Source organism: Cupriavidus sp. SIMBA_020 (assembly GCF_046535395.1).
Classification (GTDB): Bacteria; Pseudomonadota; Gammaproteobacteria; order Burkholderiales; family Burkholderiaceae; genus Cupriavidus; species Cupriavidus campinensis.
Map to the genome: position 1 here is coordinate 239,752 of NZ_JAWRWU010000004.1, position 15,489 is coordinate 255,240.

Annotated in this window: 11 protein-coding genes; all 11 read left to right on the forward strand. The window is 64.6% G+C overall.

The genetic code is table 11. The features are described 5' to 3' along the window. Nucleotides 1-154: 154 nt before the first annotated feature. The 11 genes from ugpB (at nt 155) to ccoS (ending at nt 15,451) form a co-directional block, all read left to right on the forward strand. Complete coding sequence (gene ugpB, locus SB751_RS10310; RefSeq protein ID WP_144200816.1) at nt 155-1,465, forward strand: sn-glycerol-3-phosphate ABC transporter substrate-binding protein UgpB; 1,311 nt, start codon at nt 155-157, stop codon at nt 1,463-1,465. A 118-nt stretch (nt 1,466-1,583) separates the two neighbouring features. Beyond that, complete coding sequence (gene ugpA / locus SB751_RS10315; RefSeq protein ID WP_144200813.1) at nt 1,584-2,465, forward strand: sn-glycerol-3-phosphate ABC transporter permease UgpA; 882 nt, start codon at nt 1,584-1,586, stop codon at nt 2,463-2,465. 18 nt (nt 2,466-2,483) lie between these two features. Further along, nucleotides 2,484-3,332: a sn-glycerol-3-phosphate ABC transporter permease UgpE gene (ugpE, locus tag SB751_RS10320; RefSeq protein WP_144200811.1), complete on the forward strand. Its 849-nt coding sequence runs from the start codon at nt 2,484-2,486 to the stop codon at nt 3,330-3,332. Between the two features lie 30 nt (nt 3,333-3,362). Next, nucleotides 3,363-4,484, forward strand: a complete 1,122-nt coding sequence (locus tag SB751_RS10325) for a sn-glycerol-3-phosphate import ATP-binding protein UgpC (protein ID WP_211943901.1) — start codon at nt 3,363-3,365, stop codon at nt 4,482-4,484. After that, complete coding sequence (gene ugpQ, locus SB751_RS10330; RefSeq protein ID WP_144200807.1) at nt 4,481-5,254, forward strand: glycerophosphodiester phosphodiesterase; 774 nt, start codon at nt 4,481-4,483, stop codon at nt 5,252-5,254. Before SB751_RS10325 ends, ugpQ begins: the two co-directional genes overlap by 4 nt. Before the next feature lie 302 nt (nt 5,255-5,556). After that, nucleotides 5,557-8,409, forward strand: a complete 2,853-nt coding sequence (locus SB751_RS10335) for a 2-oxoglutarate dehydrogenase E1 component (protein WP_211943903.1) — start codon at nt 5,557-5,559, stop codon at nt 8,407-8,409. An 87-nt stretch (nt 8,410-8,496) separates the two neighbouring features. After that, on the forward strand, nt 8,497-9,753 hold the full coding sequence (gene odhB / locus SB751_RS10340; protein ID WP_092289624.1) for a 2-oxoglutarate dehydrogenase complex dihydrolipoyllysine-residue succinyltransferase: 1,257 nt from the start codon (nt 8,497-8,499) through the stop codon (nt 9,751-9,753). A 93-nt stretch (nt 9,754-9,846) separates the two neighbouring features. Next, complete coding sequence (gene lpdA / locus SB751_RS10345) at nt 9,847-11,271, forward strand: dihydrolipoyl dehydrogenase (protein ID WP_144200801.1); 1,425 nt, start codon at nt 9,847-9,849, stop codon at nt 11,269-11,271. Nucleotides 11,272-11,381: 110 nt separating this feature from the next. Continuing rightward, nucleotides 11,382-12,479 (forward strand): cell division protein ZapE, encoded by a 1,098-nt coding sequence (gene zapE, locus SB751_RS10350; RefSeq protein ID WP_144200799.1) that lies wholly within the window; start codon nt 11,382-11,384, stop codon nt 12,477-12,479. A gap of 270 nt (nt 12,480-12,749) precedes the next feature. Continuing rightward, the gene (locus SB751_RS10355) at nt 12,750-15,302 is read left to right on the forward strand and encodes a heavy metal translocating P-type ATPase (RefSeq protein WP_410748010.1); all 2,553 of its coding nucleotides are present in this window, start codon (nt 12,750-12,752) and stop codon (nt 15,300-15,302) included. Between the two features lie 2 nt (nt 15,303-15,304). Beyond that, the gene (gene ccoS, locus SB751_RS10360; protein ID WP_092289615.1) at nt 15,305-15,451 is read left to right on the forward strand and encodes a cbb3-type cytochrome oxidase assembly protein CcoS; all 147 of its coding nucleotides are present in this window, start codon (nt 15,305-15,307) and stop codon (nt 15,449-15,451) included. Nucleotides 15,452-15,489 lie beyond the last annotated feature (38 nt).

The following is a 15,489-nucleotide window of genomic DNA, read 5'->3' on the forward strand; positions in this document are numbered from 1 at the left end:
CAGCAATATTCGCACCGCAAGGCGGGTTTGCCCGGTTTGCGGCGAGGTGCGACGGGCGTAACATGCCGCTGTCACAAAAAATGCATACAGTCGGTCGCTTTTTCGCGTTTCTTGCCCATTTGCCCGACTGATAACAGCCTCAGGAGAGAAGTCCATGTCCTTTCCACGCACCGCCTTGAAATTCGCTGCCGTCGCCGCCCTGGCCATGGCCGGCACCGCCCACGCCGCGGTGGAGATCCAGTGGTGGCACGCCATGCAGGGCGCGCTGAACGACAAGGTTAACGAGATCGCCAACAAGTTCAACGCGAGCCAGACCGAATACAAGATCGTGCCTGTTAACAAGGGCAACTACGACGAAACCATGGCGGCCGGCATCGCCGCGTTCCGCGCGGGCGGCGCGCCGGCGATCCTCCAGGTGTTCGAAGTGGGCACCGCCACGATGATGAGCGCCAAGGGCGCCATCAAGCCGGTATCCACGGTGATGAAGGACGCGGGAGAAAAGTTCGACCAGAAGGCCTACATCCCTGCCGTGGCCGGCTACTACACCTCGTCGAAGGGCGAGATGCTGTCGTTCCCGTTCAACAGCTCGACCACTGTCTTCTATTACAACAAGGACGCCTTCAAGAAGGCGGGCCTGTCCGAGCCGCCCAAGACCTGGCCCGAAGTGATGCAATATTCGGCCAAGTTGAAGGCATCGGGCACGAACTGCGCCTATACCACCGACTGGCAGGGCTGGGTACACCTGGAAAGCTTCTCGGCCTGGCATAACACGCTGTTCGCCTCGAAGAACAACGGCTTCGGCGGCACCGACGCCCGTCTGGTCTTCAACAGCCCGCTGCACGTGAAGCACATCAGCAATCTGCAGGAGATGGTGAAGAAGGGCTACTTCAGCTACGGCGGCCGCAAGGCGGAGTCGCAGGCCAAGTTCTTCAACGGCGAATGCGCGATGTTCACAGGCTCGTCGGCATCGCTGGCCAACATTCGCAAGAACGCCAAGTTCCAGTTCGGGGTGTCGCAACTGCCGTACTACCCGGACGTGCAGGGTGCCCCGCAGAACACGATCATCGGCGGCGCGTCGCTGTGGGTGATGGGCGGCAAGAAGGCCGAGGAATACAAGGGCGTGGCCAAGTTCTTCACGTTCCTGTCGCAGCCTGAGATCCAGTCCGACTGGCACCAGGCCACCGGCTACCTGCCGGTGACGATGGCGGCCTACGATCTGACCAAGAAATCGGGTTATTACGACAAGAACCCGGGTGCCGATGTGTCCGTGCAGCAAATGGTCGTGAAGACCACGGACAAGTCGCGCGGCGTGCGCCTGGGTAACCTGGTGCAGATCCGTACCGTGGTGGACGAGGAACTGGAAGCCGTCTGGGCCGGCAAGAAGGAGCCGAAGGCCGCGCTGGACACGGCGGTGGCCCGCGGCAACGACTTGCTTGAGCGCTTCCAGAAGACCGCGAAAGAGTAAGACAGGGGCGCCCGCGCGGCCTGGCCGGTATCACCGGTTCCGGCTGGCGGGCGCCAGACGTGCGGCAGGCGGGCGGCGGCGAAACCGTCGCCCGCTTGCGTTATAAAAAGGCTTGACGATGGAAAAACGCGTCGTTTTCCGGTCGCCGTGGCTGCCGTATCTGCTGGTATTGCCGCAGATCGCCATCACGATGATCTTCTTTTTCTGGCCGGCCGGCCAGGCGCTGTGGCAGTCGATGCTCCAGCAGGATGCCTTCGGCATCAATCTCGAATTCGTGGGGCTCGATAACTTCAGGACGCTGTGGGCAGACCCGCAGTATGTGGAGTCGTTCGAGGTCACGGCCATCTTCGCCATTGGCGTGACGGTGGTCGGCCTCTCGGTGGCGCTGCTGCTGGCCTACTTCGCCGACCGCGTGGTGCGCGTGGCCACCGGGTACAAGACGCTGCTGATCTGGCCGTATGCCGTAGCGCCGGCCGTGGCGGGTGTGCTCTGGATGTTCATGTTCAACCCGACGCTGGGCGTGGTGTCTTACGCGCTGCGCAAGGGCGGTGTGGACTGGAACTTCCTGCTTAATGGCAACCAGGCGCTGACGCTCGTGGTGCTGGCCGCGGCGTGGAAGCAGATCAGCTACAACTTCCTGTTCTTCCTGGCCGGGCTGCAAAGCATTCCGCGCTCGCTGATCGAGGCGGCCGCCATCGACGGGGCCGGGCCGTGGAAGCGCTTCTGGTCCATCATATTTCCGCTACTTTCGCCGACCACGTTCTTCCTGTTGGTCATCAACGTGGTCTACGCATTCTTCGATACCTTCGCCATCATCGATGCCGTGACACATGGCGGCCCGTTCAATTCGACGAACACGCTCGTCTACAAGGTGTTCCACGACGGCTTCCGCGGCATGGACATCGGCGGCTCGGCCGCGCAGTCGGTGGTACTGATGGTGATCGTCATTGCGCTGACCGTGGTGCAGTTCCGGTTCGTGGAACGCAAGGTCCAGTACTGACACGAAAGGCGCCCAAAAATGGTAGAACGTCGTCCAATTCTTGATGTCATCACCCACGTGGTGCTGATCCTCGGTATCGTCGTTGTGGCGTTTCCGGTGTACCTGACCTTCGTGGCGTCCACGCTGACGGCCGAACAGGTGCTCGATTCGCCCATGACGCTGATCCCCGGAAGCCACCTGATTGAGAACTTTCGCACCGTGCTGTTCCAGGGCGTGGGGGAGGCCGCATCGCCGGTCGCCACCATGATGAAGAACAGCCTGATCATGGCGCTGGGTATCGCGCTCGGGAAGATCGCGATCTCGATCATCTCGGCCTTCGCCATCGTTTATTTCCGATTTCCGCTGCGCAAGACCTTCTTCTGGCTGATCTTCATCACGCTGATGCTGCCTGTGGAAGTGCGGATCCTGCCGACCTACAAGGTGGTGTCGGACCTCGGCCTGCTGGACAGCTACTTCGGCCTGACCATTCCGATCATCGCATCGGCCACAGCCACGTTCCTGTTCCGCCAGTTCTTCCTGACGATTCCGGACGAGCTGGCCGAAGCTGCGCGCATCGATGGCGCCGGCCCGCTGCGTTTCTTCTGGGACGTGGTGCTGCCGCTTTCGCGCACCAGCATCGCGGCGCTGTTCGTCATCCAGTTCATCTATGGCTGGAACCAGTACCTGTGGCCGCTGCTGATTACTACGCAAAAATCGATGACCCCGGTGGTGGTTGGCGTGACGCAGATGATTTCGCGCTCGGGCGATGCCGCAACGGACTGGAATCTGGTGATGGCCACGGTGATGCTGGCGATGATCCCGCCCGCCGTGGTGGTGGTGCTGATGCAGAGGTGGTTCGTCAAGGGCCTGGTCGAAACGGAAAAGTAAGCGAAAAAATAAGCGAATTACGAGAAAGCCATGGCAAAACTGTCACTTCGCAACGTTCAGAAAACCTACGCCGGCGGCACGCAGGTCGTGCACGGCATCGACATGGAAATCGCCGATGGCGAGTTCATCGTCATCGTCGGCCCCTCGGGCTGCGGCAAGTCCACGCTGCTGCGCATGGTCGCCGGGCTGGAAACCATCACCGGTGGCGAGGTCCATATTGGCGACAAGGTGGTCAACAACCTCGAGCCGGCCGAGCGGGACATCGCGATGGTGTTCCAGAACTACGCGCTCTACCCGCATATGACCGTGTACGACAACATGGCCTATGGGCTGCGCATCCGCGGCATGTCCAAGGCCGAGATCGACCAGCGCGTGAAGCATGCGGCGGGCATTCTGGAGCTGGGTGCGCTGCTCGAACGCAAGCCGCGCGCGCTCTCGGGTGGCCAGCGCCAGCGCGTGGCGATGGGCCGCGCCATCGTGCGCGAGCCGGCCGTGTTCCTGTTCGACGAGCCGCTGTCCAACCTTGACGCCAAGCTGCGCGTGCAGATGCGGCTCGAGTTGAAGGACCTGCATCGCCGCCTGGGCACCACCAGCCTGTACGTCACCCACGATCAGGTCGAGGCCATGACGCTGGCCGACCGCATGATGGTGCTGAACGGCGGCCGCGTGGAGCAGATCGGCACGCCGCTCGAGGTTTACTCGCGTCCGGCCAGCACCTTCGTGGCCAGCTTTATCGGCTCGCCGCCGATGAACCTGGTGCCGGTGGTGCGCACCAACGCTGCCCAGGGCGAGGCGCAGATGCGTGTGGTGCCGAAGGCGAATGGTGCGGGCGAGGGGCAGGGCGCACCGGCCACGCTTGGCCATCTGCCGATGGGCCTGCACCTGCCCGAGCAGGCGCTGATGGGGCTGCGTCCCGAGCATATCGAGCCCTGCGCGGCCCATGACGCCATCGCCCACGTTGATGTGCGCGTGGTGGAGGCGCTGGGTGCCGACTCATTCGCCTATGGTTCGCTGGGTGGCCAGCCGATTGTGGTCCGGCTGGACAGCCACATGCCGGTGCGCGCCGGCGACCGGCTGCCGGTGACGGCTTCGGCCGATCATCTGCACTTCTTCGATGCGACGTCGGGCAAGCGTATCGAGGCGTTGGCATGAGTGCGCCAAGCGGCACTTTTCCTGTGATCGACGCGGCCAACTGGCCGTATCCGCGCCATATCGCGCACCGGGGCGCCGGCAAGCTCGCGCCCGAGAATACGCTGGCCGCGTTCCGGCACGGCGCGTCGTTCGGCTACCGGATGTTCGAGTTCGATGTGAAGTTGTCGGCCGACGGCAAGCTGGTGTTGATGCACGATGCGACGCTGGACCGCACCACGTCGGGCAAGGGCCGTGTCGATGCGCTGACGCTGGGCGAACTGGCCGCGCTGGACGCCGGCGGCTGGCACAGCCCGGCCTATGCCGGCGAACCGGTGCCGACGCTGGCAGCCATCGCCCGCTATACACGCGCCAATGGTTTCCACGTCAATATCGAGATCAAACCGGTGCCGGGTACCGAATGGCGCACGGGTGCTGCAGTGGCGATTGACGCACTTTCACTTTGGCAGGGCGCCGACGTGCCGCCGCTGCTTTCGTCGTTTTCCGAGGAGGCGCTCGACGCCGCGCGCCAGGTTGCGCCCGGCCTGCCGCGCGCGCTGCTGCTCGACAAGCTGCCCGCCGACTGGCCCGAGCGTCTGCGCCGGCTGGGCTGCGTGGCGCTCGACGCCAACCATCGCGAACTGGATGCAGCCGTCATCGCCCGCGCCCATGCGGAGGGTTTTCAAGTGTTGTGCTACACGGTGAACGACGAGTCCCGGGCCGCCGAGCTATTGTCCTGGGGGCTGGACGGACTGATCACGGACGCGGTCGATCGGATCGAGCCGGCCGGCTGACTGGCGTGGCGCCGATGTCTGCCGACAACGGTCATGATTTTGCATCACGAAAAGTCCCCACTGTCGTTGGGCAAACGTGCTATGCTTTTGCGAGTGAAGACTAAGGTCCTTCCCCGCACAACTTGCCCTTTCGGGCTGTCGGTGAGACCCAAGACAGACGGCACCTTTGCGGTGCCGTTCGTTCAAGGTAGCGCTGTCTGGCTCCCAAGAGTTGTTTGCAATCCGCTAACCGGTCAAGCCGTGTCGCGGAAGGTTGATGAACCCGCTTAACTCCGGCATTCCCGGAGAATAGTGAGCGCCCCATGATGCAGCAGTATCAGAGCAATTCGTACCTCTTCGGCGGCAACGCCCCCTATGTGGAAGAGCTGTACGAGGCCTATCTCCAGAATCCCAGCTCGGTTCCCGACAACTGGCGCGCGTATTTCGACGCGATGCAGAATGTCCCGGCTGTGGATGGTTCCAACTCCCGCGATATTCCCCACGCACCGATCGTCGCCTCGTTCGCCGAGCGCGCCAAGCAGGGCCCCATCAAGACCATCGTTGCCTCGGCCGATTCCGACATGGGCCGCAAGCGCGTTGCTGCGACCCAGCTGATCGCCGCCTACCGCAACATCGGTTCGCACTGGGCCGACCTCGATCCGCTGAAGCGCCAGGAGCGTCCGCCCCTGCCTGACCTGGATCCGGCGTTCTACGGTTTCTCCGAGGCCGACCTCGACATCGTCTTCAATGCCAGCAACACGTATTTCGGCAAGGAGTCGATGAGCTTGCGCGAGCTGCTCAACAACCTCCGCGAGACCTACTGCGGCACCATCGGCGCCGAGTTCATGTACGTGAGCGACCAGGCGCAGAAGCGCTGGTGGCAGGAGCGCCTGGAAACCACGCGTTCCAAGCCCGTGTTCACGCTGGAAAAGAAGAAGCACATCCTGGACCGCCTGACGGCGTCCGAGGGCCTTGAGCGCTTCCTCCACACCAAGTACGTCGGCCAGAAGCGCTTCTCGCTCGAAGGCGGCGAGAGTTTCATCGCCGCGATGGACGAGCTGATCCAGCACGCCGGTTCGAAGGGTGTGCAGGAAATCGTGATCGGCATGGCCCACCGTGGCCGTCTGAACGTGCTGGTCAACACGCTGGGCAAGATGCCGGCGGACCTGTTTGCCGAGTTCGAAGGCAAGCACGTCGATGACCTGCCTGCCGGCGACGTGAAGTACCACAAGGGCTTTTCGAGCGATGTCTCGACCGAAGGCGGCCCGGTTCACCTGTCGCTTGCGTTCAACCCGTCGCACCTGGAAATCGTCAACCCGGTGGTCGAGGGTTCGTCGAAGGCCCGCCAGGAACGCCGTGGCGAAGCCGGTCACAAGGAAGTCCTGCCGGTGCAGGTGCACGGCGACGCCGCCTTCGCTGGCCAGGGCGTGGTCATGGAGACGCTGAACCTGGCGCAGACCCGCGGCTACGGCACGGGCGGCACCATGCACATCGTCATCAACAACCAGATCGGCTTCACGACGTCTGACCCGCGCGACGCGCGTTCCACGCTGTATTGCACGGACGTGGTCAAGATGATCGAGGCCCCGGTGCTGCACGTGAACGGCGACGATCCCGAAGCCGTGGTGTACGCCATGCAGCTGGCCACCGACTTCCGCATGGAATTCAAGAAGGATGTCGTGGTTGACATCATCTGCTTCCGGAAGCTGGGCCACAACGAGCAGGACACGCCGGCTGTGACGCAGCCGCTGATGTACAAGAAGATCTCGCAACACCCGGGCACGCGCAAGCTGTACGCCGACAAGCTGGCCGCGCAGAACCTGGTGCCCGCCGACTTCGGCGACCAGCTGGTCAAGGAATACCGTGCCGCGATGGACGCGGGCAAGCACACGGTGGACCCGGTCCTGTCGAACTTCAAGAACAAGTTCGCCGTGGACTGGATGCCGTTCCTGAACCGCAAGTGGACCGACGCCGCCGACACCGCCGTGCCGGTGACCGAGCTGAAGCGCCTGGCCGAGCGGATCACGACGATCCCCGAGCACCTGAAGCTGCACCCGCTGGTGGAGAAGGTCATCAAGGACCGCGCCAACATGGGCCGTGGCGACCAGCCGCTGGACTGGGGCATGGGCGAGCACCTGGCGTTCGCATCGCTGGTGGCCTCGGGCTATCACGTGCGTATCACCGGCCAGGATGCCGGCCGTGGCACCTTCACGCACCGTCACTCGGTACTGCACGATCAGGCGCGTGAGCGCTGGGATGCCGGCAGCTACGTGCCGCTGCAGAACGTGTCCGAGAACCAGGCCCCGTTCACCGTGATCGACTCGGTGCTGTCCGAAGAAGCCGTGCTCGGCTTCGAATACGGCTACTCGACCGCGGAACCGAACGCGCTGGTGATCTGGGAAGCCCAGTTCGGCGACTTCGTGAACGGCGCCCAGGTGGTGATCGACCAGTTCATCTCGTCGGGTGAAGTGAAGTGGGGCCGCGCCTCGGGCCTGACGATGATGCTGCCGCACGGCTACGAAGGCCAGGGTCCGGAACACAGCTCGGCCCGTATCGAGCGTTTCCTGCAGCTTTGCGCGGACCACAACATGCAGGTTGTGCAGCCGACCACGCCGGCACAGATCTTCCACCTGCTGCGTCGCCAGATGATCCGTCTGTTCCGCAAGCCGCTGGTGATCATGACGCCGAAGTCGCTGCTGCGTAACAAGGATGCGGTGTCGCCGCTGTCCGACCTGGCCAAGGGTCACTTCGAGACGGTTATCCCCGATCACGAAGAACTGAACGCCAGCAAGGTCAAGCGCGTGATCATGTGCTCGGGCAAGGTCTACTACGACCTGGTCAACACCCGCAAGGAGCGCGGTGCCACCGACACGGCGATCATCCGCCTGGAACAGCTGTACCCGTTCCCGCACAAGGCCGTGGCCGCCGAGCTCAAGAAGTACCCGGGCGTGACCGAAATCCTGTGGTGCCAGGACGAGCCGCAGAACCAGGGTGCCTGGTTCTTCGTGCAGCACTACATCATGGAAAACATGACGGAAGGCCAGAAGCTCGGTTATGCCGGTCGTCCCGCCTCGGCTTCGCCGGCGGTGGGCTACTACGCAAAGCACAACGAGCAACAGAAGGCGCTGCTGGACGCTGCGTTCTCCAAGCTCAAGGGCTTTGTGCTGACCAAGTAATAAGACGGCCGGCCCGGTGCGCAGTGGTGCGCGCCGGGCTTCGGCCTGTTTGAACATACACGCATACATCGAGGAAAATTTCTCACCATGGCTATTGTTGACGTCAAGGTTCCGCAACTGTCTGAATCGGTCGCCGAAGCGACCATGCTGAACTGGAAGAAGAAGCCGGGCGAAGCCGTTGCCCAGGACGAGATCCTGATCGAGATCGAGACCGACAAGGTCGTGCTGGAAGTGCCGGCCCCCGCCGCCGGCGTGCTGTCGCAGATCATCAAGAACGACGGCGATACCGTCGTGGCCGATGAACTGATCGCCAAGATTGATACCGAAGCCACCGCTGGCGCCGCCGCTCCGGCAGCCGCCGCCCCGGCTCCGGCCGCTGCACCTGCCGCCGCCGCACCGGCACCGGCTGCCGCTACCGGCGCCAGCGGCATCGCCATGCCGTCGGCTGCCAAGCTGATGGCCGAAGGCGGCCTGTCCGCCGGCCAGGTTGCTGGCACCGGCAAGGATGGCCGCATCACCAAGGGTGACGTGCTGGCCGCCGGCTCGGCACCCGCACCGGCCGCCAAGGCCGCCCCGGCACCGGCTCCGGCCAAGCCGGCCCTGCAGCAGGTGTCCGCCCAGGTGGACTTCGCCGCGCTGGGCGACCGCCCGGAAGAACGCGTGCCGATGAGCCGCCTGCGCGCCCGTATCGCCGAGCGCCTGGTGCAGTCGCAGTCCACCAACGCCATCCTCACCACGTTCAACGAGGTGAACATGAAGCCGGTGATGGACCTGCGCAACAAGTACAAGGACCGCTTCGAGAAGGAACACGGCGTGAAGCTGGGCTTCATGTCGTTCTTCGTCAAGGCTGCCGTACACGCCCTGAAGAAGTACCCGATCATCAACGCCTCGGTGGATGGCAACGACATCGTCTACCACGGCTACTTCGACATCGGTATCGCAGTGGGTTCGCCGCGTGGCCTGGTGGTGCCGATTCTGCGCAACGCCGACCAGATGAGCCTGGCCGACATCGAGAAGAAGATCGCCGAGTTCGGCGCCAAGGCCCGTGACGGCAAGCTGTCGCTGGAAGAGCTGACGGGCGGGACGTTCTCGATCTCGAACGGCGGTACGTTCGGTTCGATGCTGTCGACGCCGATTATCAACCCGCCGCAATCGGCCATCCTGGGCGTGCATGCCACCAAGGACCGTGCCGTGGTGGAAGACGGCCAGATCGTGATTCGCCCGATGAACTACCTGGCCATGTCCTACGACCACCGGATCATCGATGGTCGCGAGGCCGTGCTGGGCCTGGTGGCGATGAAGGAAGCGCTGGAAGATCCGGCCCGCCTGCTGCTGGACCTGTAAGCGTCCGTCTCCTCCCTCTGAATTGAAGGACACCCGCTCCCCGCCGCCCGTTGAATCGGGCGGGTGGGAGCAGGCCGTCCAGAAGGAAACTCCATGAGCAAACAATTCGACGTGCTGGTGATCGGCGCCGGCCCCGGCGGCTACATCGCCGCCATCCGCGCAGCCCAGCTGGGCCTGAATGTGGCCTGCTGCGAAGGCAACGCCTATGACGATCCCAAGGGCGAGCCGCGCCTGGGCGGCACCTGCCTGAACGTGGGCTGCATCCCGTCCAAGGCCCTGCTGGCTTCCTCGGAAGAGTTCGAGAACGCCTCGCACCACCTGGCCGACCACGGCATCACCGTGGGTGATGTCAAGGTGGACGTGCCCAAGATGCTCAAGCGCAAGGACGACATCGTCGGCAAGATGACCAAGGGCATCGAGTTCCTGTTCCGCAAGAACAAGGTGACGCTGCTCAAGGGCTACGGCAAGTTCGCTGGCAAGGCTGCCGAGGGCTTCCAGGTGGAAGTGGCCGGTGAGGTCGTGACCGCGAAGCAGGTCATCATCGCTACCGGCTCGAAGGCCCGTCACCTGCCGGGCATCACCGTGGACAACAACCTCGTGAGCGATAACGAGGGCGCACTGAAGTTCCCGACCGTGCCGAAGAAGCTGGGCGTGATTGGCGCCGGCGTGATCGGCCTGGAACTGGGCTCGGTGTGGCGCCGCCTGGGTGCCGAAGTGACCGTGCTGGAAGCGCTGCCTGCGTTCCTGGGCGCTGCCGACGAAGGCGTGGCCAAGGAAGCGCAGAAGCTGCTGACCAAGCAGGGCCTGCAGTTCAGCCTCGGCGTGAAGGTCAACGAGGTCAAGACCGGCAAGGACAGCGTCACCGTCAGCTATGACGACAAGGACGGCAAGGCCCAGACGCTGGAAGTGGACCGCCTGATCGTGTCCGTCGGCCGCGTGCCGAACACCGACAACCTGAACCTGGAAGCGGTGGGCCTGGGCGTGGACGCGCGCGGCTTCATCGAAGTGGACGACCACTGCCAGACCAAGGTGCCGGGCCTGTGGGCCATCGGCGACGTGGTGCGTGGCCCGATGCTCGCCCACAAGGCGGAAGACGAAGGCGTGGCCGTGGCCGAGCGCATCGTCGGCCAGAAGCCGCACATCGACTTCAACACGGTTCCGTGGGTGATCTACACCTTCCCGGAAATCGCGTGGGTCGGCAAGACCGAGCAGCAGCTGAAGGCCGAAGGCCGCCAGTACAAGTCGGGCCAGTTCCCGTTCATGGCCAACGGTCGTGCGCTGGGCATGGGCGCCTCGGACGGCTTCGTCAAGATGCTGGCCGATGCCAAGACCGACGAGATCCTGGGCGTGCACATTGTGGCTGCCAACGCGTCGGACCTGATCGCCGAAGCCGTGGTGGCCATGGAGTTCAAGGCCGCCAGCGAAGATATCGGTCGCGTCTGCCATCCGCACCCGTCGATGTCCGAAGTCATGCGCGAAGCCGCGCTGGCCGTGGACAAGCGCCAGCTCAACATGTAAGGCTGATGCCTGCCATTGCGTGAGCTCCGGCGCGCCGCAACCAGCGGCGCGCCGTTTTCACTTGCAGCACCCGCGCATCTCGCGTCGGTTGCCCCCAGCGTGAACCCAGCATGAACGTCACCGAGTTTTACGAGAAAGAACTGCAGCAGCGCGGCTACCAGTCGGACGAGGCGCAACTGCGCGCCGTGGCACGGCTGCAGCAGTGCTACGACGAATGGGTGGCCTACAAGAACCGGCGCAACAACGCGCTGAAGAAGCTGCTGGTGCACCCCGAGGTGCCCAAGGGCGTCTATCTGTGGGGCGGGGTGGGGCGCGGCAAGTCATTCCTGATGGACAGCTTCTATTCCTGCGTGCCCGTGGTGCGCAAGACGCGGCTCCATTTCCACGAATTCATGCGCGAAGTGCATCGCCAGTTGGAGGAATTGCGAGGTCGGCCCGACCCCCTCGACGAGCTGGCCAAGCGCATCGCACGCAAATACCGGCTGATCTGCTTCGACGAGTTCCACGTCAGCGACGTGGCGGACGCCATGATGCTGCACCGCCTGCTGGACCAGATGTTCGCAAACGGCGTCCAGTTTGTGATGACGTCGAACTATCGCCCGGATCTGCTCTATCCGGATGGCCTGCACCGCGAACGGGTGCTGCCTGCGATCGACCTCCTCCAGGAGAAGCTCGATGTGCTCAACGTGGACGCAGGCATCGACTACCGCAAGCGCGCCCTGGAGCAGGTGGAGGCGTACCACACGCCGCTGAACCGGGAAGCCAGCGCGGCCCTGCGCGATGCCTTTGTGGGTATTGCCGGCACGGCGGACGAATCGCCGATCCTCCATATCGAGCACCGTGAACTCAAAGCGCTGCGCAAGGCGAATGGCGTGGTCTGGTTTGACTTCGCCACACTCTGCGGCGGCCCGCGCTCGCAAAACGACTATCTGGAACTGGCGTCGGAATTCCATACGGTGATCCTGTCCGATGTGCCGAAGATGACGCCGCGGATGTCGTCGGAGGCTCGCCGATTCACCTGGCTGATCGACGTGTTCTACGACCACAAGGTCAAGCTGCTGATGTCCGCCGAGGTGCCCGCCGACGAGTTGTATACCGAAGGCCAGATGGCCGGCGAGTTTCATCGCACGGTGTCGCGGATCATCGAAATGCAGTCGCGGGAGTACCTGGAGTCCGAGCGACGGACCATGGACACTTCGCTGACCTGACCCAAGCTGAAGCGGGCCGCGCGGGGGGAGCCGCAAGCTGTTGTCGGACAGGTACGAATCCGACCTATTTGATCTGTATCAAGGCGTATGGTGTGCGTGCTACCTACTATCCGTGGGTATTAAAAGCGCACCATGCCGTCCCCGTCCCTACCTACACCCTCACTCGTGCCGGCTGGTGGCCCCCCCGGGGCGCTGCCGGCGACCGCGGCAACGTTATCACCGCCATCCGCCGTCCGGCGCGGGTTTCCCGCGACGCCTCCGGCACCCACGATGGCGGGCGCTTCGCCATCCCGATCGAATTCCACGCACGTAGACGGCCATTGCTTTCACTGCGGCCAACTGCTGACGCCGGCTGAGCCGGCATTCATTGCCGATGTCGAAGGCAGCGCGCGCAGCTTCTGCTGCGGCGGCTGCCAGGCATTGGCGCAGACGCTCCACGCGGCGGGGTTCGGTCATTTGTATGGCGACACCTCGCGTTTCTCGCGGCCCCTTGACGCCACTGCGCGCCGGGAAGCCGAGCCGGTCTGGGCCGCCTACGATACGTCCGAGCTACGCCAGCAGTTCGTCCGCCCGCTTGGCGATGGCAAGGCCGAAGTCACCCTGGCGCCTGAAGGTATCCGCTGCGCGGCCTGCGCGTGGCTGATCGAGCAGCGCCTGGGCCAACTGCCGGGTGTGGAACTGGCGGTGGCCAACGTGGCAACGCGCCGCGTGGTGGTGCGCTGGCGCGAATCGCAACAATCCGTGTCTGCCTTGCTCGGCGCGCTGGCGGACATCGGCTATATGGCGTGGCCGTTCGAGGTGTCCCGCAGCGACCGCCAGGACCGCCGCGAGCGGCGCGGGCTGTTGATGCGGATGGCCGTGGCGATGCTCGGCATGATGCAGGTCATGATGTACGCGTGGCCGATCTACACGCATGAAGCCACGATCGATCCTGGCCAGCTGCAACTGATGCGCTGGGCCAGCTTCGCGCTGACGCTTCCAGTCGTTTTCTATTCCGCTTCCCCGATCTTTGCCGGCGCCTGGCGCAGCCTGCGGCAACGCGCGATGGGCATGGACGTGCCCGTGGCCATCGGCGTGGCCGCCGGCTTCCTGGCCAGCGCAGTTGCCACGGTGCGTGGCGTGGGAGAGGTGTACTTCGACTCCGTGACGATGTTCGTGGCGTTCCTGCTGCTGGCGCGATATCTGGAGCTGCGCGTGCGTCAGGCGTCCCGAAGCGGCGCCGAGATGCTGGCGCGTCAGTTGCCGGCCACGTGCGAGCGCCTGACCGAGGGGGGAACCGTCGAGCGTGTGCCAGTGGCTCGCCTTGGCGCTGGCGACCGCATCCGGGTCAAGGCCGGTGAAATCGTGCCCGTGGACGGTGTGGTGCTGGCAGGCATCAGTGAGCTCGACGAATCAATGCTGACCGGCGAGGCCCGCCCGGTGCGACGGAGTATCGGCGACGCCGTGCTCGCCGGGTGTTTCAACACGGCTAGCCCGCTCGAGGTGCGCGTGGGACGCATCGGCGCCAATACGCGACTGGCCGAGATCGTGGCGGTGCTGGATCGTGCCCTCGTGGAAAAGCCACGGCTGGCGCTACTGGCCGACCGCGTCGCGGGCTGGTTTGTCGGCGCGCTGCTTGCAATGGCGGCGGTAACCGGCGTCGTCTGGGCTGGCTGGATCGATCCATCGCGCGCGCTGTTGGTGACGGTGGCAGTGCTCGTGGTGAGCTGTCCTTGCGCCCTGTCGCTGGCTACCCCTGCAGCGCTGGCGGCGGCCGGAGCGTCGCTGTCGCGGCGCGGCGTGCTGCTGACGCGGTCTCACGCCATCGAAACCCTCGCACGCGTTACCGATATCGTGCTCGACAAGACGGGCACGCTGACCGAGGGACGCTTCGCAGTGGTACTGACAGAGGCCACCGGCCGCCTCGAAGCGGACGCCTGTCTGGCGATTGCCGCGGCGATGGAGCAGGGCGGGGAGCATCCGATAGCCCGGGCGTTCCGCGATGCCTGCGCGTCATCGTCCGGGCTGGTGCAGCCTTCAGTGGACGATTTGCACAACGCGCCGGGGCAGGGTGTCGAAGCCTTTATCGACGGGCGGCGCATGCGGCTTGGCCGGCGCGACTTCGCGGCTGCGCTGGCGCTGGAAGCTGGCGTCTGTGGCGTCTGGGTCGGCGATGACGCGGTCATCGGCGCCTCCGGCAACCCCCATCGCGGCGCCACCGAGGTCTGGTTAGGGGCTTCCGAGGGCCTGCTGGCGCGGTTTTGCCTGTCCGACGTCGCGCGTGCGCAGACCCCGGCGCTGCTCGACGCGCTCGATCTGCTTGGCGTCCGCACCCATCTGATATCTGGCGACAACGTCGAGGCGGTGCGCTGGTGGGCGGACTATTTCGGCATGGAAACTGCGCAGGGCGCCGTGACGCCCGAGGGCAAACGCGCTTATGTGGCCGCGCTGCAACGCGACGGCGCCGTGGTCCTGGCCGTGGGCGACGGCATCAATGATGCCCCAGTGCTGGCACAGGCGCAGGTCTCCATCGCGATCGGGAGCGGCGCGCCGCTGGCCCAGGCCGGCGCCGACGCGGTTCTCACGCATGGGGGCGTGGCCGAGATTGCCAGCGCCATTGCCGCAGCGCGCCGTACGCGCCGCGTGGTGCGCCAGAACCTCGGCTGGGCTTTCCTCTACAACATCGTGGCCATACCGCTGGCCGCCACCGGGCTGGTCACGGCCTGGATGGCAGGCATTGGCATGTCTGCATCGTCGCTGCTTGTCGTCGCCAATGCCTGGCGCCTGCTGCATGTACCTAATAAGACACTTGTGCCGCACCCGACATCACGCGAGGAGCGCTGACCATGGAAACCCTTTACCTGCTCGTGCCGATGAGCCTGGTGCTTGTGGCGCTGATCGCCGGCGCGCTCTGGTGGGCGCTTAACGCGGGGCAGTACGACGACCTTGACCGGCCCGGCGAAGCCATCCTGCTCGATAACGACAAGCCATGAATTGCAAGCTTTTTACGAGCCATGGTGGCGCGCGGCCG